Source organism: Devosia sp. CAU 1758, from assembly GCF_054482695.1.
On sequence record NZ_JBTLRJ010000001.1, the window covers coordinates 822,306 to 845,634 of the forward strand.

The window sequence follows — 23,329 nt, forward strand, 5'->3', positions numbered from 1 at the left end:
GGGGATGCACCCGTTGCCCCGCCAAGCGGCTTGCCCTACATAGGCGCCAATCCCCGAACACCCTCGAAGAGGTATTTGCCCATGGCGCGCCAGTTCATTTATCACATGCACGGAATGAGTAAGACCTATGCCGGCGGCAAGAAGGTGCTGGATAACATTCATCTCTCCTTCTATCCCGATGCCAAGATCGGCGTGCTCGGCCCCAATGGCTCGGGCAAGTCGACGCTGCTCAAGATCATGGCCGGCATCGACACCGAGTTTCAGGGCGAGGCCTGGGCCGACAAGGGCGCCCGCGTCGGCTATCTGAGCCAGGAGCCCGAGCTTGACCCGGCGCTGAACGTGCTGGGCAATGTTATGACCGGCGTAAAAGAGAAGAAGGCCATCGTTGATCGCTACAACGAATTGATGATGGAATATTCCGACGAAACCGCAGACGAGGCTTCGGCGCTGCAGGACAAGATCGACGCCGAGAACCTCTGGGACCTCGAATCCCAGGTGGAAGTGGCGATGGAGGCCCTTGGTTGCCCGCCGGGCGATGCCGATGTCACCAAGCTTTCAGGTGGCGAGCGGCGCCGCGTGGCGCTGTGTGCATTGCTGCTCTCAAAGCCCGACCTGCTGCTATTGGACGAACCGACCAACCATCTGGATGCGGAAACCACCGCCTGGCTCGAACGCCATCTGCGCGAATTTGCCGGTGCTGTGCTGATCATCACTCACGACCGCTATTTCCTCGACAATGTGACTGGCTGGATTCTCGAGCTCGACCGTGGTCGCGGCGTTGCCTATGAGGGCAATTATTCGGCCTATCTTGGCGCCAAGGCCAAGCGCTTTGCGCAGGAAAAGAGCGAGGATGCGGCGCGCGCCAAGGTGCTGGAGCGCGAAAAGGAATGGATGGGTCAGTCTCCCCAGGCCCGCCAGTCCAAGTCCAAGGCGCGTCTCAAGGCTTATGACGAACTGGTCAAGATCAACGACGCGCGCACGCAATCGAGCACGGCCCAGATCATCATTCCGCCCGGCGAACGTCTTGGGCAGAATGTCATCACCGTCGAAAATCTCTCCAAGTCCTTTGGTGACCGACTGCTGATCGATGATCTGAGCTTCAAGCTGCCGCCGGGCGGCATTGTGGGCATCATCGGACCGAACGGCGCGGGCAAGACCACGCTGTTCAAGATGCTGACTGGTCAGGAAAAGCCCGACAGCGGCTCGGTCACCGTCGCCGAGAATGTCAATCTGGGCTATGTCGACCAGAGCCGCGACAGCCTCAACCCCAACAAGACTGTCTGGGAGGAAATCTCCGAGGGTGACGAAATCCTGATGCTGGGCAAGCGCGAAATGAACTCGCGCGCCTATACGTCCTCGTTCAACTTCAAGGGCGGCGACCAGCAGCAGAAGGTGGGCAATCTCTCGGGCGGGCAACGCAATCGCGTGCATCTGGCCAAGATGCTCAAGAGCGGCGCCAACGTCCTGCTCCTTGACGAACCGACCAACGATCTCGATACCGAAACCCTCGCCGCGCTCGAAGAGGCGCTGGAGGAGTTCGCCGGCTGCGCCGTGATCATCAGCCACGATCGCATGTTCCTGGATCGCCTTGCCACCCACATGCTGGCCTTCGAAGGCGACAGCCATGTCGAATGGTTCGAAGGCAATTTTCAGGATTACGAAGCCGACAAGGTCCGCAGGCTGGGGGCAGATGCGGTCAATCCGAAGCGGGCGACGTATAAGCCGCTGACGCGGTAGAACCTGAAGGCGCGGTGTAAACCGCGCCTTTTGTCCGGCGACGGCAGCTCCAGCCCTGACTTGTCGGTAGGTCCAATCAAGCGGAAAAAATCCCAATAGGTCTGGAACCCTCCTCTCAAAACAGCGTTAAACTGCTTCAGCGGGAACAGGTTCCCGTTTTTGATTTTGGGGGCTTTTACACGTATGGCTGAGCTGGATTTCGCGCGGATATTTGAGGCGCTGCCCAGCCCGTTTATGATTCTCGATCGCGATTTGCGCTATGTCGCGGTGAACCAGGCCTATCTCGATACCCTCAGCCGGGACCGGGAGACTCTGCTGGGGCGGCGCCTGTTTGAGATGTTTCCCAATGCGGACGAGAGCGGCCAGCGGCTCAAGGTGTCGCTGGAACGCGTCCTGGCCACAGGCGAGAGCGACACACTGCCCTATTTGGCCTATCCGATCGCGCGGGGCGACGGTGCCGTCGAGCACCGTTACTGGACGGCCGTGCATGTTCCCATATTCGGAGCCGATGGACGGCCCGAATTCGTAATGCAGAACACGGTGGACGTCACCGAGTTCGCGCGGTTGCGGGAGGCGGCGACACTGCCGTTCAATTCGCTCTCGGCGGCCACGCGGCTGATCGAGCGTACCCGCGAGGCCGAAACCGCCAGCGCCGATTTCCGGCGGCTGTTCCAGCAGGCCCCGGCCTTCTTCGCGGTGCTCTCCGGGCCAGCGCATGTCTTCACATTCGCCTCCGACTCCTATGCCCGCCTCGTTGGCGGACGAAATGTCATTGGCCAGTCCGTTGCACAAGCCCTACCCGAAGTTGTCGAACAGGGGTTTGTCGATGTGCTGGACCGGGTCTATCTGGAGGGAGAAGTGCACGCGGCCGAGGGCGCGCGGGTAATGCTGGAAAACGAACCGGGCCGCCCTGCGCAGGAGACTTTTCTCGATTTTTCCTACAATCCCATCCGGGACGGCGCGGGCGTCATCACGGGCGTCTTCGTGCAGGGTATGGACCGCACGGAATCGGTGCGGGCCGTCAACCGCCAGCGCCTCCTGATCGACGAGTTGAACCATCGGGTGAAAAACACGCTGGCGACGGTGCAGTCGATCGCGAGCCAGACCCTGCGCAGCACCAGCGATGTAGACGCGGCGCGGCAGGCCTTCGAGGCGCGCATCATCGCGCTGTCCAAGGCCCATACCATGCTCAGCGACCGGCAGTGGCACGACACCGAGATCGGCCACCTGATCTGCCAGGAACTGAGTGCCTTCGACAGCGAACAGGTGCGCTATGGAGGGCCGGTGCTGGTGGTCAATGCCAAGGCGACGGTGGCGCTGGCGCTGGTGTTGCATGAACTGGCAACCAATGCGGCGAAACATGGCGCCCTTTCGGTTCCCGAGGGGACCTTGGCGGTGAACTGGCTCGAAGGGGAGGGCGATAACCTCGTTCTGGAATGGATCGAGCGGAATGGACCGCCTACCAGCACGCCCCACAAGGGCGGGTTCGGTTCGCGCCTCCTGCGCACGGTGGTGACCGGCGAGATGGGCGGTGCCCTCGATGTGCGTTATGATCCAGTGGGCCTGAGCGCGCGCCTGACGATCCCGCGCCCGGCCTATCAAGTACAGGAGGCCCAGTTTGTCTAGCGTCCAGCGTCGCGTTTTCGTAGTCGAGGATGAAACCCTGGTGCTTATCAATCTCCAGGACATGCTTGATGAACTGGGCTGGTCGGTAGCGGCACATGCCATGTGGCTGCCCGATGCAGAACGGCTTGCGGCGAGCGTCGAACAACCCGATGCAGCGATCCTGGACGTCAATATCGGGGGGACGACAGTGTTTCCGGCGGCACGTATCCTGGCTGATCGCGGGGTGCCTATCCTGTTCGCTACCGGCTATGGCCGGGACGGCCTGCCGCCCGAATGGCAGCACAGCGCGGTCATCGTGAAACCCTATACGCAGCGCGATATTGCGCAGGCACTTGAGCGATTGGTCGGCGCAGCCGCCTGAAACTGGGTTCAGGCCCTTTACCAAACCTCCATCGATCTGTGAAAAGCGTTGGGTTCGCGCGCATTCATGCAATAGGCTGCGCGCAAATGGGGCACCACCCCGGTCAGGATCGGTTCTTGGGGGACTGAATGAAGATTTTTATGACGGGGGCGGCGCTTCTGATAGGCCTTGCCCTCGCCGCTCCGGCCGCTGCTGCGCCGGGGCAATGTTCGATGACGGGCTATGAACCGTTCGACTGCGACGTTAATGTCGATGGCGGGGGCATCACCTTTGCGCTGCCAAGCGGAGAAACCTTCGTGTTCGCGCATGAAGCGAACGGCGAAGGCCTGGGCTATTTGATTGCCGCAGATCCGCAGCCGGGGCGCTATCCCGAGGAACTGGGCCGGTTCGTGCCGGTCGAGGGTCTGGACGGGTGTTGGCTAGGCGACAAGGACGATATCGCTTTCTGCGCGGCACTGGTCCAGTAGCTCCCATGACGGCCGAGCCCTTTGCCATCGATATCGGCGGCGCGACACTATCCGGACTGGAGCAGGGCGAGGGTCTTCCGGTGGTGTTCCTGCATGCGGGGGTCTGCGACAAGCGCATGTGGCTTGACCAGATGCAGGCCGTGTCAGACGCTGGCTGGCACGCCCTGGCCTATGACCGTCGCGGCTTCGGCGAGGCCACCAGCCCCGACGAGCCCTTCAGTCATCTAGACGATCTGGTGGGTGTGCTCGACGCGCTCGACATCCATGCGGCCGTGCTGGTGGGCTGTTCGATGGGTGGCGAGCTGGCCGTCGATTTTGCGCTCGCCCATCCTGGTCGGGTCATTGGCCTGGTGCTGGTGGGGACCTCGATAAACGGAGCGCCCTGGAGCAGCACGGCCGAAGAGCAGGCCATAGAAATGGCCGAGGAAGACGCTTGGGAGCGAGGCGATATCGATCTGCTCAACAAGGTACACGCACATGCGTGGCTGGATGGGCCGCGTGCCCGCAGCGGCCGGGTTGGCGGCGCGGTGCGCGACCTGTTCCTGGAGATGAACGGGGTGGTGCTGACCAAGCCGCAACTGACGCAGGAAGAGCCGATGCCCGACGCCTGGGGTCGCATGGCGCAGGTCACTGCGCCGACGCTGCTGGTGGTCGGAGAAGAGGACTTTACCGCCTTGGTGGACCGCCACGAGACGCTTTCCGAGACGATGCCCAACGCCTTTGCTGTGGTGCTGGAAGGGGCGGCGCATATTCCAAGCATCGAAAAGCCGGAACTGGTCAATTCCCTGATCCTGCAGTTTCTCGACGCCTTTGATGGCGAAGAAAGCGACGAAGGATCAGAAGATTAGCGGCGCGATGCCAGGCATCGCGCCGGCTGGTTGCAGAATCTGATTCAACGACGTCAGAGTTTGATTCCGGTCGTTGAAAGACTGATTCAACACATTAAATCTGTATATGTGAAATCCAAACTAAAGGTCTGAATACAATAGGTTTATTTGCGTTTCCGTGTCAGACAGCGATAATGCCGTCAAAATGCCGATCGAGTTGGGGCGTGGGGACATTAGTCAGGTCCTTGTCCAGTTCGGCGACCACGGTTTTCTTGACATGCTCCGACAGCACCTTGCGCAGATTGCCCAAGGCAATGGGGGCGGCGGCAATGACGAGGCGGTCATAGGCGCCTGACTTTGCCTTGTCATCGAGAACCCCGGCGACCGAGCGCACGAATTCTGCTTCGCGGTGCTGGGCGGGGTCGGTCTTGGGCTCCATGGCGCTGCGGCCGGAACCCACCGAGGAGTGACTGCGGCCGGGCCGGTCGGCATTGATGTCCTGGGTCTGGAGCGGCGGGATGGACCAATCGAGGCCCTTGATGGTGGCGAGCCCCTTGCCGGGTCCGCCATGCTCCAGCACGCGGGCCTGGGTGCCGTCGGCGATCAGGATCCAGGTAACGGTCTTTTTCATCTGCTGCTCCTCGAATTGGGACTGGCGTGAAGCGCAACGAACCTGTCGGCGCTTCCTGGGGGCCAACGCCCGACACAGGCAAAGGTTGGGTCGATGCCATCATCTTTGCAAGGGTCGGCGATCACAAAGTCTGATTGGCGGCATTCGCGAGGCGCTGCTAGAGGGACGAGGCGCCCGTTGTGGCGCGGAGCTTTTCATGACCCTTCCAGAACAGTCGCCGGAAATTGCTGCACCGGCGGTGCCAATACCTGCCGTCGATCCCATAGAGACTCGCAATGGCGTGATCGCCGCGCTCTCGGCCTATCTGCTGTGGGGGTTCCTTCCCATCCTGTTTCACCTGATGGAACAGGCTGGGGCGGTGCTGATTGTTGCGGAGCGGACGCTGTGGTCTCTGGTGCTGCTCGCAATATTCCTGGCGTTTGCTGGCGGCTTCGCCGAAGCCCGCGCGGTGCTGGTCGATTTCAAGCGCCTTCGCGTCATCGCGCTCTCGGCCGTGTTGCTCGTGGGCAATTGGCTGCTTTATGTCTGGGCGGTGGCGACTGGCCAGGTACTGGAGGCCAGCTTCGGTTATTTCATCAATCCGCTGGTCAATATCGCCATCGGAATGCTCGTTCTGGGAGAGCGGCAGAACCGGATGCAGACCATCGCCATTTCCATCGCCGTGGTGGCGATCCTGATCCAGACGGCGGGGCTGGGCCGGGTGCCGCTGATCGCCCTGGGACTGGCGTTTTCATTTGGCTTCTATGGCTTCATCCGCAAGACCGCGCATGCGGGTCCGGCAACTGGTTTGTTTGCCGAAACCTTGATCGTGGCGCCTTTTGCCATGGCCTATGTCGTGTTCGATCTGGCGACAAACGGGATCGGCGTGCATGCTGACCCGACCATAATGTTGTTGCTGATGTTGTCCGGTCCGATGACTGCCGTGCCACTGCTGCTCTTTGCCTATGGCGTGCGACGGCTGCGGCTGACCACTATCGGCATGTTCCAGTATCTGGCGCCCTCCATTCAGTTCCTCCTCGCCATCCTGCTGTTTGGCGAGGCGCTCAATCCCCTGCGACTGCTGAGCTTTGTGCTGATTTGGCTGTCGCTGGTGGTGTTTTCCTGGGACAGTTTCCGAAGGCGGCGGGCGCGAATGGCGTAGATTGCCCTGCGGCTTGGACCCGGTCGGGAACAGGCGATCGCCGACTCAGCGCGAATCGTCGTTCTGGATGACCTCGGCAATGCGCTCGAAGATCGCGGCATAGGGGGTGGCCTCGCGCCAGACCAGGCGCAATTGACGGCAGGCGGCCGGGTCGTTGAGCGCGTGCACGGCAATGCGGGGATCGCTGGCTTCCTTCTGCAGCGCGATGCTTGGCAGAAGGGTAACGCCCTGACCGTTGGCGACAAACTCGACAATGGTCGCCAGTGATGTGGCGGCAAAGGCGTGCCGTCCCCGCTCCCCTTCGAGCCGGCAGGCCGCGATGGCCTGCTCGCGGAAACAATGTCCTTCGTCGAGCAGCATGATGCGCTCGCGCGGCAGGTCGGACAGCGAAATGGGCTCAGCGGTGGTTTCCGCCATGGGCGTGGCCAGCACGAACGGGTCATCGAACAGGGGGCGCGTCACGAGGCGCGGGCCGCCCGGGGGCGGTTCGGTGGCGATGAGGGCCAGATCCAGCCGCCCGTCATGCAGGGCGTCGAGCATCGCCTCGGTGCGGCTCTCACTTACGGAAAAGCTGATCTCGGGCAGGCTTCGGGTGAGGGCTGGGTAGATGCGGGGCAGGAGGTATGGCGCGACGGTGGGAATCATCCCGAACCGCAGGGTGCGGTCGAGCCGTCCGGTGCGGCCCAGTGCGAAATCATCGAGAATTTCCGCCGCTTTCACCGCCTCCCTGGCCAGGACGATGAAATCCCGGCCGAAGGGGGTCAGCCGAATGCCGGTCTTGAGCCGATCAAACAGTGGCGTGCCGCAGAGGCCCTCAAGGGTCTGGATCTGTTGGGAGAGCGCCGGCTGGGATATGGCACAGGCCTCGGCGGCTCGGCCGAAATGGCCGTTTGCCGCCACGGCAATGGCATAGCGCATCTGCTTCAGGGTGACGGTCGTCATAAGTTCTTCCTATTGTCATGCGAAGAATTATCGATTGGTCTAATGAATGTCACGCCTTTATAACGCGCGCATATCCTATAGGAGGCCCCGCCATGACCGATCCAAACCCCAGTTCCGAAGCCGGCAAATGCCCGTTCCCGCATGGCGGCAAGTCGGCTCCGAAGAATCGCGACTGGTGGCCCGAGGCGCTGGACGTGCAGGTGCTGCACGCCAATTCGCCGCTCTCAGACCCGATGGGCCAGGACTTCGACTATGCCGAAGCCTTCAAGGCGCTTGACCTGGACGCGGTCAAGGCTGACCTCACGGCCCTCATGACCGACAGCCAGGACTGGTGGCCGGCCGATTTCGGGCATTATGGTGGCCTCTTCATCCGCATGGCCTGGCACAGTGCCGGTACCTATCGCATCACCGACGGGCGCGGCGGCGCCGGCATGGGTCAGCAGCGCTTTGCGCCGCTCAATTCCTGGCCGGACAATGCCAATCTGGATAAGGCCCGCCGCCTGATCTGGCCGATCAAGCAGAAATACGGCAATGCCATTTCATGGGCCGATCTGATGATCCTCACCGGCAATGTCGCGCTTGAATCCATGGGTTTCCAGACCTTCGGTTTTGCCGGTGGCCGTGCCGATGTGTGGGAGCCTGAAGAGCTCTATTGGGGCCCGGAGGGTACCTGGCTGGGGGATTCGCGCTATAGCGGCGAGCGCCAGTTGGAAGAGCCATTGGCGGCCGTGCAGATGGGACTGATCTATGTCAATCCCGAAGGGCCGAATGGCAATCCCGATCCGCTGCTGGCGGCGCGCGATATCCGTGACACCTTTGCCCGCATGGCGATGAACGACGAAGAGACCGTGGCGCTGATCGCCGGCGGCCACACGCTGGGCAAGACCCATGGCGCGGGTGATCCGTCGCTGGTGGGGGCCGATCCGGAAGGCGCCGATCTCGAAGACCAAGGCCTGGGCTGGAAAAGCAAGCATGGCACCGGCATTGGCGCGGATTCCATCACCGGTGGGCCGGAAGTGATCTGGACCCAGACCCCGACGCGGTGGAGCAATTACTTCTTCGAGAACCTGTTCAAGTTCGAGTGGGAACTGACGGCCAGCCCGGCGGGCGCCAAGCAATGGGTCGCCAAGGGGGCGGAAGCCAATATTCCCGACCCGTTCGATCCGAACAAGAAGCGTCTTCCGACCATGCTGACGACCGATCTGGCGCTGCGCTTCGACCCGGCCTATGAAAAGATTTCGCGCCACTTCCTGGAAAATCCGGAAGCCTTCAACGACGCCTTTGCCCGCGCCTGGTTCAAGCTGACCCATCGCGACATGGGTCCCAAGGTTCGCTACCTTGGCCCTGAAGTACCTGCTGAAGACCTGATCTGGCAGGATGTCATTCCGGCGGTGGATCATCCGCTGGTGGATGACGCCGACATTGCTGCGCTCAAGTCCAAGGTGCTGGCATCAGGTCTTTCGGTGTCCGAACTGGTTTCGACCGCCTGGGCCTCGGCCTCGACTTTCCGCAAGTCGGACAAGCGCGGTGGTGCCAATGGTGCCCGCATTCGCCTGGCGCCGCAGAAGGACTGGGAAGTCAACCAGCCGGTGCAGCTCTCCAAAGTCCTCAGCACGCTCGAAGCCATCCAGTCCGAGTTCAATGCATCGGCCGCTGGCGGCAAGAGGGTGTCGCTGGCCGACCTGATCGTATTGGCGGGCTCTGCTGCACTCGAAAGAGCTGCGCATGCAGGCGGTCAGGCCGTATCCGTACCCTTCACGCCCGGCCGCATGGACGCGTCGCTCGAACAGACAGACGTGGCGTCTTTCGCAGCGCTCGAGCCGCGTGCCGATGCGTTCCGCAACTATCTGGGACCGCGCCGCTTCATGCAGCCCGAAGAGGCTATGGTTGATCGCGCCCAGTTGCTGGGTCTGACCGGTCCTGAAATGACCGTGCTGTTGGGCGGGTTGCGTGTTCTCAAGGCGGGCGTCAACGACCATGGCGTGTTCACCAATCGTCCGGAAACGCTCAGCAATGACTTCTTCCTGAACCTGCTCACCATGGACACGGTCTGGGCGCCAAAGGCCGATGATGATGGCATCTATGAAGGCCGCGACCGTAAAACCGGTGCATTCAAGTGGACCGGTACGCGGGTCGACCTGATTTTTGGCTCGCATTCGCATCTACGCGCCTATGCCGAAGTCTATGGCCAGGCGGACTCGGGCGCCAAATTTGCCCGCGACTTTGTTTCCGCCTGGGTGAAGGTCATGAACGCGGATCGCTTCGACCTGCGCTAGGCGCGCCGAACCGTCTGCCGATGCCAAGCCCCGGGGTCGCCCCCGGGGCTTTTCGTTGCAGGCCTGCAGGGATTGTCCCAGCGTCCGTTCAATTTGAATCAAATCTCCAGGCTCACCTTCAGTCCACACAAGCATGTCCGGGTCAGTCTGGCCCTGAATGTAGCGGCAGAAGCCGGGAGATCGACCCATGACCGAGTTCGAAGAAGGCCACCGGGCGTTCGCGAATTTCCGCGTTCTCAATGGTGAGGACAACCAGTTTGAACGCGAGCAGCTGTTCCGCACTACGGCACAGTTGTTCAGCTATGTCTCGGATCGCTGTGACGACGACCAGGTCGCCCAGTATGACGAGGTACTCTGCCAGCTGGCCGAACTGGTCGAGGTCGAGGCCCGCGTGCATGTCGCCAAGCTGCTCGCGCCTCTAGACCGCGCGCCGGGCACGGTGCTGGTCAAGCTCGCCAATGACATCATCGAAGTCGCCCGGCCGCTGCTCGAATTTTCCAATGTGCTAAGTGATGATGACCTGATCGACATCATCACCCGCCGTAGCGAAGAGCATCGCATCGCCATCGCCAGCCGCGCCTCCCTGACCGAGCGGGTGGGCGAGGCGCTGGTCGAGCACGGCAAGACCGCCTCGGTTGTCCGCCTGGTGCGCAACCCCAAGGCCGAATTCGATCGCGCGACGCTGGAAAAGCTGGTGCATCGCGCCACACAGGATGCCGAGATCGCGGCTGACCTGCGCGGCCGGACCGATATTGACTGGAAATCGCTGCGCGGCGAGATCGACAATGTCGCCGGCAAGGTGCTCGAAACGCTGGGCAATATGGATCGCCATGTCGATCCGGTCGCCGCCGGCAAGATCAACACGGTGGTCTATAACCGCATCCGGAACCGCGCGGGCTTCAATGCGCAGGAGTGGAAGGTCGCCTATAACCAGGTCAAGGGGCTGGCCGACCGCAAGCAGCTCAATGACCGCGCGCTGGCGCGTTTTGCCCGCTTCGGCTATGGCCACCACGCCGCCGCCGCCATTGCAGTGATGTTGCAGGTGTCGCCCGAAATCGTGGTCAAATGGCTGGCCGGCCAGGACTATGTGGCCGTCATCGTCGCGCTGCGGGCGGCCGATATGGCCCCCGACCTGTTCGACGCCATCGTTGCGACGCTACCTTGGCGCGACATGCCCAGCGATGCCGACAAGAAGATGGTGCTGTGCCGCTTCGAGGCGCTGGATGGTGAAGACGCCAAGCATATCTTCGAGCTCTGGCGGGCCCATTCCTTCCGCAAGCGCATCATGAGCGAAGACCGCCAGACGGCCTGATCGGCGCGACAGTCCCGCACTTGACAAGGCGGGGCTGCGACCGCCACTAGCAGGGCATGAGTTCCGCCAAATCCATGCTCGTTCTCGACGGTGTCAGCCGCCATTTCGGCGATGTCGCCGCCTTGCGCGATGTGTCGCTGGAAGTCGGCGAAGGACTGACCGTGTGCCTTGTGGGGCATTCGGGCTGCGGAAAATCTACTCTGCTCCGCTCCATTGCCGGCATTGAAGTGCCGGACCGGGGCAGCATCCTGATCGACGGCACGCCGGTGTCCGGGGCTGGCGTTTTTGTCGAGCCGGAACACCGCCATGTCGGCTTCATGTTCCAGGACTATGCGCTGTTTCCCCATCTCAGCGTGCGTCAGAATGTCGGCTTTGGCCTGTCACGCCTGACACGCGGTGAGCGTGAAAGCCGGGTCGCCGATATCATCGAGCGCATCGGCATTGGCGCGCTGGCGGATCGATACCCGCACATGCTTTCCGGTGGCGAGCAGCAGCGCGTGGCCCTCGCCCGGGCGCTGGCGCCGCGACCGCGGCTGCTGTTGATGGATGAGCCCTTTTCCAACCTGGATCGTGGCCTGCGCGACAAGGTTCGGCTCGAAACCATGTCCATCGTGCGGGATCTGGGCATGACTGCCGTGGTGGTGACCCATGACCCTGAAGAGGCCCTGGCCATCGGCGACATGGTGGCGCTGATGCAAAAGGGAAGGCTCATCGAGGCGGGGACCGGGGAGCGCATGTATGATGCGCCCTGGACGGCCTATGCCGCCTCGTTCTTTTCCCGCGTCAACACTATCCCGGCGATCCTGTCGGCGGAGGGCTTGCAGACCCCGCTCGGGCGGTTCCCGGCTGCGGCCCTCAAGGAAGGTGTGCCCAAGGTGCTGCTGCGGCCGCAGGCCCTGTCGCTTGCCTCCACCGGTATCGCCGCGCGCGTGCTGGAGCGCTCAATATTGGGCGAGATCGAGGAGTTGACCCTGGCAGTCGATGGGCTGGATGGTCCGCTGATCATGCGCGGCACATCCCGACACGATGTGCGACAGGGGGACGATGTGTTTCTTCAGGTAAATGCCGACGGCGTCATGATTTTCCCCGAGGACGAAGCGTCTGTTTGAATATTGAAGACAATCAATAGCTTAGACTCATTCTAAGCTTCTCCTGCATAACTTGACTTTCGTCCTCTACTATGGCTTTTGCCGCCCATGAGCGGTGCGCGTCAGGCCTCCCGTGCCCTCGATGTCATGTCACCAAGGGAAACATCATGCGAAATCTGTTCCGGACAATCAGCGTCACCAGCCTCCTGGCGCTGGGTGCTGCGATGCCTGCCATCGCGCAGGAGGTCAATATCTACACCACCCGCGAGCCTGGCCTGGTTCAGCCTATCCTGGACGCGTTCACGGCCGAGACCGGCATTGCCGTCAACACGGTGTTTCTCGAGAGCGGCCTGATCGAGCGCGTGCAGGCCGAAGGCGAGAGCTCGCCGGCCGACCTGTTGATGGCTGTCGATTTCGGCGCGCTGATTGATCTGGTTGGTGCCGGCGTGACCCAGCCGGTACAGTCCGAGGTGCTGGAAGCGGCCATCCCGGCGTCGCTGCGCGATGCGAACGGCAATTGGTTTGCCCTCTCGGGCCGTGCGCGTGTCGTCTATGCCGCCAAGGACCTCGATCTCGACAGCATCACCTATGAGCAGCTCGACGACGAGCAGTTCCGTGGCAAGCTCTGCATCCGATCGGGCCAGCATCCTTACAACACCGCCCTGTTCGCGGCCTATATGGCCAAGCATGGCGAAGAGGCCACCAAGGCATGGCTCGAAGGCATCAAGGCCAACCAGGCCCGCGCTGCCGCCGGGGGCGACCGCGATGGCGCGCGCGACATCGCGGCCGGTGTCTGCGACATCGCCGTGGCCAATTCCTACTATTATGGCCTGATGGCCAGCGGCGCCGGTGGCGATGAGCAGAAGGCCTGGTCGGATGCGGTCAAGGTGCTGTTGCCGACCTTCGAGGGTGGCGGTACGCTGGTCAATGTCAGCGGCGCTGCCGTTGCCGCCCATGCCCCCAACCGCGAAGAAGCCGTGCAACTGCTCGAATATCTGGTGTCGGACGCGGCGCAGAAGCTTTATGCCGAAGCTAATTTCGAATATCCGGTTTCGGCCAGCGCCGAGGTGCACCCGCTCATTGCCGGTTTCGGCGAGTTGCAGGTGGACGGGCAGTCGCTGAGCGAGGTGCTGCCGTTCCGCGCCCGCGCCAGCGAGCTGGTCGACGAAGTCAACTTCGATACCTTCGGCTACTAAAGCAGATGCGGCGGCTCCTGCCGCCGCAATTTTCCATGGCAGATGTCAATGCCGGGACGGTGCGTCACCGTCCGAACATCAGGATCAGCCCCTGGGCCGTCGTGGCAGGCGTCACGGCGGTTCTTGCCGTTCTGCCTGTCGCGGCAATTGCCTATATCGCCATCGCCGATACCGGTTCGCTCTGGGGTCATGTGCTGGCCCATGTGCTGCCGCAGGCTGCCTGGAACACCTTCGTCCTGCTGCTCGGCGCCGGTCTCATCGCAACCATGGTGGGCACTGGGGCGGCCTGGATCGTCTCGGCTTATGATTTCCGGGGCAGGGGCGTGCTCGAGTGGGCGCTGTTGCTGCCCCTCGCCGTGCCCACCTACATCATGGCCTATGCCTATCTCGACATCCTCAACCCGCTGGGGCCGGTGCAGGGCGTGCTGCGCTGGGTTCTGGGCTATTCCAGCCCGCGCGAATTCCGCCTGCCCGATATCCGCTCCATGTGGGGCGCGATCCTCGTCTTCGGTTTCGTGCTCTACCCCTATGTCTATCTCACGGCCCGGGCCATGTTCCTCACCCAGACCGCCAATGTGGTCGAGGTGGCACGCACTCTGGGCGTCCCGCGCTCGGGCATTTTCTGGCGCGTGGCGCTGCCGATGGCCCGGCCAGCCATTGCGGTGGGTGTATCGCTGGCGCTGATGGAGGTGCTCAACGATGTGGGCGCCTCGCAATTTCTCGGCGTGCGCACCATGACGGCGGCAGTTTACACCACCTGGATCGTGCGCACGGATCTCGCCGGTGCCAGCCAGATCGCCATGGGCATGCTGGCCATGGTCCTGGCGCTGGTCATGCTGGAGCGCTGGGCCCGCCGCAAGCAGCGCTTTGCCGCCAATGCACAGAGCTCCCGCCCCATGCCGCGCCAGGCCCTCAAGGGCCTGCCTGCGCTCATCGCGCTGGCCCTGGGCGCGGCGCCTATCCTGATCGGCTTTGCCGGGCCGGCGCTTTACCTCATCGTGGCCGCGCTGCGCCGGCTCGAATTTGCCGGCCTCTCGTCGAGCCTCGTGCGCGCCACGCTCAACACCGTCAGTATGTCGGCGCTGGCCACTATCGTCATCCTCACGCTGGGTTTTGTCGCCGCCTATACGGCGCGCCTTCATGCCGGCCGCTGGTCCGGCGCGGCCATGCGCATTTCCTCGCTGGGCTATGCCGTGCCGGGGACGGTGCTGGCCATTGGCATATTGGTACCCGTCGCGGCGCTGGACCGCACCATGGGCAATCTCTGGCACAGCTGGACCGGCCTGCCGGGCGGCCTGCTGCTGCTCGGCTCCGGCGCAGCGCTGATCTACGCCTATTCCGTCCGCTTCCTCGCCATTTCGGCCGGCGGTATCGACGCTGGTCTCAGCCGCATTTCACCGGCCCTCGACCACGCCTCCCGCACGCTTGGTCACTCGGCAACGGGCACGCTGGTCCGCGTCCACCTGCCGCTCTCCCGCCCGGCATTGATCGCCGCCGGTCTATTGGTGTTCGTCGACTGCATGAAGGAATTGCCGGCAACCCTGCTGCTCCGCCCCCTCAACTTCGAGAGCCTCGCAACGCTCCTCTATGGCGAAGCCGCGCGCGGCACCTATGAAGACGCGGCCCTCGCCGCGCTCATCATCGTGGCCATCGGCATCCTGCCGGTCATTCTGCTCGCCCATACATCCCGCTCGATCCGGTAGTGGTCTGGACGCCTGTCGGTGCTGGAAATGGAACGTCGGTTACCCGCCCGGCACCAACCGACCAGAAGCTGGCAATGGCAGCGATGGGATGGGATGCGGACGGTCCGCTGTAGGGTCCGATTTGCCAGAAAGCGGACACACGCATCCTGATGGTTGAGTGGCCCTAGCCGCACGACCACTTAGGCCGAGGTGAGTGATTTTCGCCCCAAATGACACTCACGCGGGGCGCGGTCGCCATGGCTCGTGTTCATGTGCCAGCCAGATCAACTCCGGATTCATTGCCAGAACGCGCAACTGGCCCTCGCTGTGCGGTTCCTCCAATTCGCCGAACCATACCGCGACGTCACCGCCAACTACGATCGGACGTCCTTCAGTCTCGATCACTACGACCTGCATACCGTCTGTATGTCCTGGCGCTGGAACCAGTCGCAATCCAGGCAGCAGTTCGAACTCGCCATCGACGGTCAAATACTCAACGCCAGGCGCATCAACCCACTCTCTAATGGGGTACTCGTCCCTTTTGGTGCGTGCGTCTTCTAACTCGCGGCGCTGGACATAGATGGGCTTGCCGGCAAACAAGTGGTTGCCACCGCAATGGTCAGCATGCAGGTGGGTGTTGATGACGATATCGACGCTCCCCACATCGAAATTCTGCTTGTTGAGGGGGTGAAGGCACGGGTTCAGAGCCGCCGCCGTTGGATGGAGTTCGGTCATGCCCGTATCCACGAGAATCCGAGCGTCGGGGTGGTCGATAACATGCACGTACACTGGCATGCGTTCATCCTCCACCAGAAGGTCTGCAACGAAGATCGGCGTGATTTTGATAGGTCGGCGAGTACTCATCTCTGGTCTCCAGTTCCGTTCAAATTTGGCTAGACCTACGGTGATGTTCGCGACCAAGGCTGGAACTCGTGTGAGCTGAAGGCACCGGGTACATTGGGGGAAGGCCGTTTGCGGGCAGCGTTCTGAGTGAGGAATGAGGTGACCAGTAGAACGAACCCAACAAGGGCCGGGATGAAGCCGCCGTCGCCAGCATTGAGATGGGCTGAAACCGCAAGGAGCAGGTGGAACAACATGCCTGCATAGGCGAGATCACTGAGCAAGACAGAGGCCCGCGTGAGGATCGCCAGTGGCGCGGCAATCTTGGCAACGATTAGAACGGTAATCAAATAGGCGGGAAACCCAAAGTGGATAAAGCCTTCTTCGACCATATCCCGCTGCGTTAAGTAGGCCAACGCTCCTCCTGCATAGATCAAGCTTAGCAAAGCCGTGTTTGCCCAATAGGCGATTATTGCTATTTTCATGATGTCGTTCCTTCTGAACTTGCATTAACAAGGGCGTGTAGAGGCGAGCGTGGCGAAGCCAGTCGCTACACGTGGTGGAATTGCGGAGTTTGGGAGTTGCTGGCTCGGCTTGTGGCTGCCCAGCCAGCGATAGTGGTGCTAAGTTTCGGTTAGCAGCGCTTCGAGCCTGTCATAGACTTCATCAAAGCCGTCCGTCATACCGATTTGGACCGCTGCGGCCCGAGCCTCGGCATTGGCATAGCGCATCACGATGGTCATGCGGGTTCCCGTGCCCCGTGCAACCAGGTCGGTGATTACAGTGGTTCCGGACTCCGTATCACCGTTGAAGTGCTCCACATGCGTCATATGATGGGGCGCCTCTACAGCTATGATCGGGCCAGAGAAGTAGAATGCATTGCCCCATTCATAGCGGAAACTTCCGCCAGGTCTCAGGTCCATGTCGCATCGTGTCATCGTATCCACCGACGCCATCCATTTGGGGATCAGCTTCGGATCAGACATGGCCCGCCAGACACGTTCGGGTGGATGATTGAAACTGCGCCGGACGATGATATCCGTGTCGCCTTCGTGAGCGACCTGCAACGGTTCGATGCTAACGGCACTATTCATAATCAATCCTCCTTAGGGTCGTGCGGCACTTGTTGTTCCTCCTTGGAAAGCTCCTCGAGCACCGCATCGAGCTTCTGGAACTGCGCCTCCCAGAGCGCGCGATATTGTCCGAGCCAAGTCCAAAGCATGCCCATGGCTTCAGGCTTCAGGCGGCGCGGCCGGGCAGTGCCCTCAACTCGTGTTTCGATCAGTCCCGCATCCTCGAGCACCTTCAAATGCCGGCTGATGGACGGCTGACTAATAGAAAACGGTCGAGCGAGTTCCTGTACAGTGGCCTCCCCCTCGGCCAGACGAGCGACTATTGCCCGTCGGGTGGGGTCGGCCAGAGCAGCGAATGATTGATCAAACGAGGTCATCGCATATCCTGGTTGTATATGTTGCGACAGCTATATAACATTCTTGATATATAATCAACAGTCCGCTTTGGGGAGCGGCGCGGCAGCATGCTCAAAAAGGTGCTGGACCCCGCCTCCAAACTAGATATAAAGATATCTTTATATCCGAGGGCGCGATGAGTGGACTGAGTGAAATTGTCGGGGTGTTGAAGGCGGCGGGGGAGGATACCCGCCTGCGTCTTCTCGCGCTTCTGGCCGATGGCGATCACTCGGTCAAGGACCTCACGGAAATCCTCGACCAGAGCCAACCCCGTGTCTCGCGGCATTTGAAACTCCTGGCCGATGCGGGCCTCGTGCAGCGTCATGCCGAAGGCGCCTGGGCCTATTACCGGCTGGCGCCGGAAGGGCAGGGCGCGGAACTGGCGCGCTGGCTGACCGCGCGCGTCGACCCCAATGACCCCGAGCGTCAGCGCGACCGGGCGCGGCAGGCCGAGGCGCGGGCCGAACAGCAGGCTCTGGCGGCAGACTATTTCGCCAAGGTCGCCAAGAGCTGGGACCTGCTCAAGACCCTGCATGTCCCCGAAGCGGCGGTCGAGGCGGCGGTGCTGGCCGAACTGGGCGGGCGCAGCGTCGACCTTCTCGTCGATCTGGGCACCGGCACCGGACGGATGCTTGAAGTGCTGGCGCCGGCCTATAAAAATGGCGTCGGAATCGATGCCAGCCGCGAAATGCTGGCCGTAGCGCGGTCGCGCCTTGTGGCCTCGGGCCTCAACAATGCGCAGGTGCGGCTGGGCGACATCGCTGCACTCGATGCTTCCATCGGGCCGGCCGATGTCGTCGTCATCCATCAGGTGCTGCACTATTTCGACGATCCGGGCCGAATGCTGGCACAGGCTCGACGCCTGCTCAAGACTGGCGGGGAAATCCTCATCGTGGATTTTGCCCCGCATGACCTCGAATTCCTGCGCGCCGAACACGCCCATCGGCGTCTGGGGCTGTCGCAGGAGCAGATGAATGGCTGGGCGGCCGTGGCGGGGCTTGATGTGCTCTCGATGCGGGCCTTTCCCAGCGACACCAAGGATCGCGGGCTGACGGTCTGCCTCTGGCACCTCGGCGACCGCAACAGGATGGACCAGACCCATGCTTGACGACAATCTGCGCGCCAGCCGGAAGACCGCTGACCAGCGCCCGGACCTGCAGCTCTCCTTCGAATTCTTCCCGCCCAAGACCGACGCTATGGAAGAACGCTTCTGGGACAGTATCGCCAAGCTGGCGCCGCTGAGCCCGCGCTTCGTCTCGGTGACCTATGGCGCCGGTGGCTCGACGCGTGAGCGCACATTGCGCATGGTCAGCCGGATCACCAATGATACCGGCGTCGCTGCCGCTGCCCACCTGACCTGCGTGGGCGCGACCCGTGATGAAGTCGATGCGGTGGTGCGCGGCTATCAGCAGGCGGGCGTCAACTCCATCGTTGCCCTTCGCGGCGATCCGCCGGAGGGCGTGGGTCAGCCGTTCACTCCGCATCCCGAGGGCTATCAGAACGCTGCCGACCTCGTGGCCGGCATTCGCCGCATCGGCAATTTCGATATTTCCGTTGCGGCCTATCCAGAAAAGCATCCGCAAAGCGCGGACTGGGATGCCGATATCGACAATCTCAAGCGCAAGATCGATGCCGGCGCCGACCGCGCCATCACCCAGATGTTCTTCCGCAATTCCGATTTCCTGCGTTATCTCGAGCGCGCACGAAAAGCTGGGGTGACGGCCCCCATCGTGCCGGGAATCCAGCCGATCCATTCCTTCAAGCAGATCTCCGGATTCGCCTCGCGCTGCGGCGCTTCAATACCGGACTGGATGGCCGAACGGTTTGAAGGCCTGGAGGAGGATCCTGAGACGCACGCTCTCGTTGCCGCGGCCGTTGCCGCCGAACAGGTCACCGAGCTGCTCGACGAGGGCGTTACGGAATTCCACTTCTATACGCTCAATCGCTCCAACCTGGTGCTTGCCCTGGCGCGGCTCCTGGGGCGGCGATCATAGCGGCGATGTCCGTTCAGCCTGCGTTCAGGTGGGACACCCCAGCATTACCGTCGCCCTTCATATTGTGGCCATGAAAAAGGGCGAAGTCCCCGCGCTCGGGCGGAGCATGTTGGAAGTCGTAATTCTATGCCGATAGATCGCCGTATCACCAATGGGCTGGCTTGGGCCGGCGCCTTGATCGTGGTTGCAGTGCCCGCAGCCGATGTCGCCCTGCGCCAGTTCGAGCCGCAGACCGATCCGAAGATCGCCTTGGTCGAAACGCAGCCGGAACCAGAAGCGCCAATTCTGCCGACGCCGCTTTCCCAGAGACCACCCAATGTGGCCAAGCCTGTCACGGCCCCGATAAAGCCAGTGGAGCCGGTCGCTACCGCCGCTGTGCCGGAAGATGCGATCGAAGCGGATCCGGTAGTCACCGCCAATACCGGGAGACAGGCCGCGGGCGACGATGTCGTCAGTTCCTATCTGCAAGCGGGGCGACCGTTGCCCAGCTATATCAGCGGCGTTGCGGGCGCGGCCGTGACACCGGAGCCGGCGGTCGAGCCGGACGTGGCGGCGCCCGAAGACGAGGGCGATGTCGAATCCGTGGCGACAGTATCGCGGGCGCAGCAGGTGAGCTTCCCCACGCCCGTTTCCCAGCGGCCAGCATCGGTGCAACGCCCGCAGGTCGCCGCGCAACCCCCGCTGGTCATCGACACGCCGGCGCCGATCACCACCGATGCCGATCTCGCGGATTGGGAAAGCGGACCGCTTTCGGATTTTCTGGCCCGCAGGCAGGGCGGGTCGGGGCAGGTCACGCCCGACTACGATCCGGACGGCTTTTTCCTCGACCAAGGCCCCAACAGCCGAAATCGGGCGCAGCGCTTCCCTCGGGCGTACGAGGACGAGTATTATCCCTTTGAATAGACGGCAGGGCGGCTATGCCCAGGCGGACGTGGACCGGCGGCAGCGAAGAGGGTAGTGGTGTTGACCCAGCGGGATGAAAAAGGCGTCAAAATGCTGTGTTGCGTCCGCAAGGCCGAAGACAATCGCGATGTCTGGCAGAAGCTGGCCCAGTTCCTGGGCTCGTTTTCGCAGCGCACCGGCGTTGCCGGTCACGTTGCCAATATTCTTGATCCCGACACCTGGCTGCCGGGCGGTCGCGAGGCCGCGTTCACCCTGGCACTGATTGCCCTTTCGGCCAAGATGGCGGTGGCCGATGGCGCGGTGACGGCCTCGGAAGTGCGCGCCTTCAACGCCACGGTGGAGATCGCCAAGGGCAGCGAGCCGCAGGTCGAGCGGCTCTTCAATCTCGCCAAGCAGGATGTTGCCGGGTACGACTCCTATGCCCGCAAGGTGGCGCGCTTCTTTGCCGAAACGCCCGACACGCTCGAACACGTGCTCGATAGCCTGTTCTTCATTGCCACTGCCGATGGGCTCGTGCACGAAGCCGAACTCGAATATCTGCGTGATGTCAGCGGCATTTTCGGTTTCGATGATGCTCGCTTTGAACAGATTGCCTCCCAGCACGTCATGCTGGGCGAGGATGTTGATCCCTATACGGTGCTCGGCCTCACCCATGATGCGCCGCCCGAGGAAGTGCGGCGGGTCTATCGTCTGCTGGTGGCCGAGCATCATCCCGACCGGCTGATCGCCAAGGGTGTGCCGGAGGACCTGATCGACGTCGCCACCGCGCGCATGGCGGCGATCAACCTGGCCTATCAGGCCATCACCAAGCCCAAGGCGCAGCCGCTGCTCACTTGACGGCGAAGCATTGCTCCCGCACATAAGCCGCGCCAGTTGACCGGGTGACCGCTGGCGGGTGGGTAACCGTCCGCTGGAGGAAAGTCCGGGCTCCATCGAAACACGGTGGCGGCTAAAAGCCGCCGGGGGCGACCCTAGGGAAAGTGCCACAGAAAGCAAACCGCCCCGGCATGCCGGGGTAAGGATGAAAGGGTGCGGTAAGAGCGCACCGGGCTTCTGGCGACAGAGGCCGCACGGTAAACCCCACCGGGAGCAAGACCAAATAGGGATGACGCGGGGCGCAAGCTCCAGCCTGTTTCGAGGCCATGTCATCCGGGTTGGTTGCACGAGCGCGCTGGCAACAGCCGCCTCAGATGAATGGTCACCACGTCGCGGCAACGCGGCCCTACAGAACCCGGCTTACAGGTCAACTGGCGTTGATTTCCCCGGATTGCCATGTGGTGACAAAGGTTTAATGTCACGGCAAGCAACGGATAGACTATGGCAATCCTGTTGTAATGTTGAGGCTGCCAAGCTCCTGCCTGTTCACGAACACAGGAGCCCCAAATGAAAAAGATCCTCGCCGCCCTCCTTGCCCTGACCCTGGCTGCCGGCATTGCCGCCCCGGCCTTCGCCTGGGATGCGGACAATTGTCCCTTCACCGACAAGTCCATGTGCGACGTTTCCAAGTCGCTGCTTGACACCACCGACGACGACTGATCACGGCGAGCCGATGGCCTCACTTCCATGTCCCCGGGGTTCAACCTCGGGGACTGCATCGTTCTACACAGTACTTGATCATGACGCCACTCGTCGCTAAACCCTGCGGCTTTCCTCCGCCGCATTTCCGGCGGGCACACGCTTCGGAGTTTTGGCGCGATGCCCCTGGCCACCCCCTATTACCTGATCGATGAAACCGCGCTGGCGCGAAACCTGGAGCGGGTCGATCAGTTGCGCGCGGCCTCGGGCGCCAAGTGCCTTCTGGCGCTCAAATGCTTTGCCACCTGGTCGACCTTTCCACAGATCGCCCCGCATATGGATGGCACCACCTCGTCCTCGCTCAATGAGCTGAAGCTGGGGCGCGAAAAGTTCGGCGGGGAAACGCATGCCTATTCGGTCGCCTGGCCTGACGGGGAGATCGACGAGGCTATCGCCAATGCCGACAAGATCATCTTCAACTCCGTCAACCAGCTCGAGCGTTTCGGTGGCAAGGCGGCGCATCTGCCGATTGGCCTGCGGGTCAATCCGGGCGTCAGCCATTCGCATTTCGATCTGGCCGATCCGGCTCGCAAATTCAGCCGCCTTGGCGAAAGTGACCGTAAAAAAGTAGAAGCGGCGATGGAGCGGGTTTCCGGTTTCATGTTGCACTGCAATTGCGAGAACGACTCTGTTGCCGCCTTTTGTACCCTGCTGGACCAGATCGAGGATAAGATTGGTGATCTGCTCATGCGGCTCGACTGGGTGAGCCTGGGCGGCGGCGTTCATTTTAACAAGCCCGGCTATGACATAGACGGCCTCGCCGCGCGGCTCCGGGCCTTTGCCGAGAAGTTCAATGTCCAGGTTTATCTCGAACCGGGCGATACGGTGGTCACCGATACGACGACACTGGAAGTCTCGGTGTTGGACATTGTCGAGAATGGCATGTCCGTGGCCATTGTCGATAGCGCCGTCGAGGCCCATATGTTGGATCTGCTGGTCTATCGCGAAAGTGGCGCGGTGGCGCCCAATGCGGGGCCGCATCGCTATCAGGTTGCGGGCAATTCCTGCCTTGCAGGCGATGTGTTCGGCATTTTTGATTTTCCCGCGCCGCTGGCGGTTGGGGATCGGATATCCCTGCTTAATGCGGGGGGGTATACCATGGTGAAGAAAAACTGGTTCAATGGCGTGGCAATGCCCGCTATAGCCATCCGCAGAAAAAACGGCGCGATCGAACTTGTGCAAAGCTTCGATTATGCCGACTATGTCGCCAGCCTGTCATAAACAGGGCTGATCCCGTCGCGCTTGCAAAAGGTGTTTCGTGC

The 23,329-nt window shown here is 62.1% G+C and carries 23 protein-coding genes and 1 other RNA gene; 18 read left to right on the top strand and 6 right to left on the bottom strand.

Annotation, left to right across the window (positions count from 1 at the left end; genetic code table 11):
* Positions 1-81 precede the first annotated feature (81 nt).
* The 5 genes from ettA (at position 82) to ACXYMS_RS04125 (ending at position 5,039) form a co-directional block, all read left to right on the top strand.
* A complete protein-coding gene (gene ettA, locus ACXYMS_RS04105) occupies positions 82-1,737 on the top strand; it encodes an energy-dependent translational throttle protein EttA (RefSeq protein WP_458903910.1) in 1,656 nt (551 codons plus the stop codon).
* A gap of 183 nt (positions 1,738-1,920) precedes the next feature.
* Positions 1,921-3,363, top strand: a complete 1,443-nt coding sequence (locus tag ACXYMS_RS04110; RefSeq protein WP_458903911.1) for a sensor histidine kinase — start codon at positions 1,921-1,923, stop codon at positions 3,361-3,363.
* On the top strand, positions 3,356-3,724 hold the full coding sequence (locus ACXYMS_RS04115) for a response regulator (RefSeq protein ID WP_458903912.1): 369 nt from the start codon (positions 3,356-3,358) through the stop codon (positions 3,722-3,724). Before ACXYMS_RS04110 ends, ACXYMS_RS04115 begins: the two co-directional genes overlap by 8 nt.
* Positions 3,725-3,852: 128 nt before the next feature.
* Positions 3,853-4,191, top strand: a complete 339-nt coding sequence (locus ACXYMS_RS04120) for a hypothetical protein (RefSeq protein ID WP_458903913.1) — start codon at positions 3,853-3,855, stop codon at positions 4,189-4,191.
* A gap of 5 nt (positions 4,192-4,196) precedes the next feature.
* Positions 4,197-5,039: an alpha/beta fold hydrolase gene (locus ACXYMS_RS04125; protein WP_458903915.1), complete on the top strand. Its 843-nt coding sequence runs from the start codon at positions 4,197-4,199 to the stop codon at positions 5,037-5,039.
* Positions 5,040-5,199: 160 nt separating this feature from the next.
* Here the strand turns inward: ACXYMS_RS04125 and ACXYMS_RS04130 are convergent, their stop codons facing one another.
* Positions 5,200-5,649, bottom strand: a complete 450-nt coding sequence (locus ACXYMS_RS04130) for a host attachment protein (RefSeq protein ID WP_458903917.1) — start codon at positions 5,647-5,649, stop codon at positions 5,200-5,202.
* Positions 5,650-5,845: 196 nt separating this feature from the next.
* On the opposite strand from ACXYMS_RS04130, the gene rarD reads away from it, so the two are divergent.
* Positions 5,846-6,790, top strand: coding sequence for an EamA family transporter RarD (rarD, locus tag ACXYMS_RS04135; RefSeq protein WP_458903919.1), 945 nt, complete (start codon positions 5,846-5,848; stop codon positions 6,788-6,790).
* Between the two features lie 45 nt (positions 6,791-6,835).
* Here rarD and ACXYMS_RS04140 read toward each other — a convergent pair whose 3' ends face one another.
* Complete coding sequence (locus ACXYMS_RS04140; RefSeq protein WP_458903921.1) at positions 6,836-7,732, bottom strand: hydrogen peroxide-inducible genes activator; 897 nt, start codon at positions 7,730-7,732, stop codon at positions 6,836-6,838.
* Between the two features lie 92 nt (positions 7,733-7,824).
* Here ACXYMS_RS04140 and katG point away from each other — a divergent pair, with 92 nt between their 5' ends.
* From katG to ACXYMS_RS04165, 5 genes are all read left to right on the top strand, one after another.
* Positions 7,825-10,008: a catalase/peroxidase HPI gene (gene katG / locus ACXYMS_RS04145; protein ID WP_458903922.1), complete on the top strand. Its 2,184-nt coding sequence runs from the start codon at positions 7,825-7,827 to the stop codon at positions 10,006-10,008.
* Positions 10,009-10,195: 187 nt separating this feature from the next.
* Complete coding sequence (locus ACXYMS_RS04150) at positions 10,196-11,320, top strand: DUF2336 domain-containing protein (protein WP_458903924.1); 1,125 nt, start codon at positions 10,196-10,198, stop codon at positions 11,318-11,320.
* A gap of 56 nt (positions 11,321-11,376) precedes the next feature.
* Entirely contained in the window at positions 11,377-12,429 is a 1,053-nt protein-coding gene (locus ACXYMS_RS04155) for an ABC transporter ATP-binding protein (protein ID WP_458903926.1), read from the top strand.
* Positions 12,430-12,575: 146 nt separating this feature from the next.
* Positions 12,576-13,604 (top strand): extracellular solute-binding protein, encoded by a 1,029-nt coding sequence (locus ACXYMS_RS04160; protein ID WP_458903927.1) that lies wholly within the window; start codon positions 12,576-12,578, stop codon positions 13,602-13,604.
* Positions 13,605-13,639: 35 nt separating this feature from the next.
* On the top strand, positions 13,640-15,307 hold the full coding sequence (locus ACXYMS_RS04165; RefSeq protein ID WP_458903929.1) for an ABC transporter permease: 1,668 nt from the start codon (positions 13,640-13,642) through the stop codon (positions 15,305-15,307).
* 216 nt (positions 15,308-15,523) lie between these two features.
* On the opposite strand, the gene ACXYMS_RS04170 is transcribed toward ACXYMS_RS04165, so the two are convergent.
* The 4 genes from ACXYMS_RS04170 to ACXYMS_RS04185 all read right to left on the bottom strand — a co-directional run bounded on the left by ACXYMS_RS04170 (position 15,524) and on the right by ACXYMS_RS04185 (position 17,576).
* Positions 15,524-16,150, bottom strand: a complete 627-nt coding sequence (locus ACXYMS_RS04170) for an MBL fold metallo-hydrolase (RefSeq protein ID WP_458903931.1) — start codon at positions 16,148-16,150, stop codon at positions 15,524-15,526.
* A gap of 35 nt (positions 16,151-16,185) precedes the next feature.
* Positions 16,186-16,611, bottom strand: coding sequence for a DoxX family protein (locus ACXYMS_RS04175; RefSeq protein ID WP_458903932.1), 426 nt, complete (start codon positions 16,609-16,611; stop codon positions 16,186-16,188).
* Positions 16,612-16,749: 138 nt separating this feature from the next.
* A complete protein-coding gene (locus ACXYMS_RS04180) occupies positions 16,750-17,220 on the bottom strand; it encodes an SRPBCC family protein (protein ID WP_458903934.1) in 471 nt (156 codons plus the stop codon).
* 2 nt (positions 17,221-17,222) lie between these two features.
* The gene (locus tag ACXYMS_RS04185) at positions 17,223-17,576 is read right to left on the bottom strand and encodes an ArsR/SmtB family transcription factor (RefSeq protein WP_458903935.1); all 354 of its coding nucleotides are present in this window, start codon (positions 17,574-17,576) and stop codon (positions 17,223-17,225) included.
* Positions 17,577-17,731: 155 nt separating this feature from the next.
* On the opposite strand from ACXYMS_RS04185, the gene ACXYMS_RS04190 reads away from it, so the two are divergent.
* The 7 genes from ACXYMS_RS04190 (at position 17,732) to ACXYMS_RS04220 (ending at position 23,288) form a co-directional block, all read left to right on the top strand.
* Entirely contained in the window at positions 17,732-18,703 is a 972-nt protein-coding gene (locus tag ACXYMS_RS04190; RefSeq protein WP_458903936.1) for an ArsR/SmtB family transcription factor, read from the top strand.
* Entirely contained in the window at positions 18,696-19,589 is an 894-nt protein-coding gene (metF, locus tag ACXYMS_RS04195; protein ID WP_458903937.1) for a methylenetetrahydrofolate reductase [NAD(P)H], read from the top strand. Before ACXYMS_RS04190 ends, metF begins: the two co-directional genes overlap by 8 nt.
* 126 nt (positions 19,590-19,715) lie before the next feature.
* Positions 19,716-20,492 (top strand): hypothetical protein, encoded by a 777-nt coding sequence (locus ACXYMS_RS04200; protein ID WP_458903939.1) that lies wholly within the window; start codon positions 19,716-19,718, stop codon positions 20,490-20,492.
* 60 nt (positions 20,493-20,552) lie between these two features.
* Positions 20,553-21,329, top strand: a complete 777-nt coding sequence (locus ACXYMS_RS04205) for a TerB family tellurite resistance protein (protein WP_458903941.1) — start codon at positions 20,553-20,555, stop codon at positions 21,327-21,329.
* Positions 21,330-21,361: 32 nt separating this feature from the next.
* Positions 21,362-21,747, top strand: an RNA gene (rnpB, locus tag ACXYMS_RS04210) — RNase P RNA component class A.
* Between the two features lie 128 nt (positions 21,748-21,875).
* Positions 21,876-22,028 carry a hypothetical protein gene (locus ACXYMS_RS04215; protein WP_458903943.1) on the top strand — a complete coding sequence of 51 codons (153 nt, stop codon included), beginning with the start codon at positions 21,876-21,878 and terminating at the stop codon, positions 22,026-22,028.
* Between the two features lie 159 nt (positions 22,029-22,187).
* Positions 22,188-23,288 carry a carboxynorspermidine decarboxylase gene (locus tag ACXYMS_RS04220; protein ID WP_458903944.1) on the top strand — a complete coding sequence of 367 codons (1,101 nt, stop codon included), beginning with the start codon at positions 22,188-22,190 and terminating at the stop codon, positions 23,286-23,288.
* Positions 23,289-23,329 lie beyond the last annotated feature (41 nt).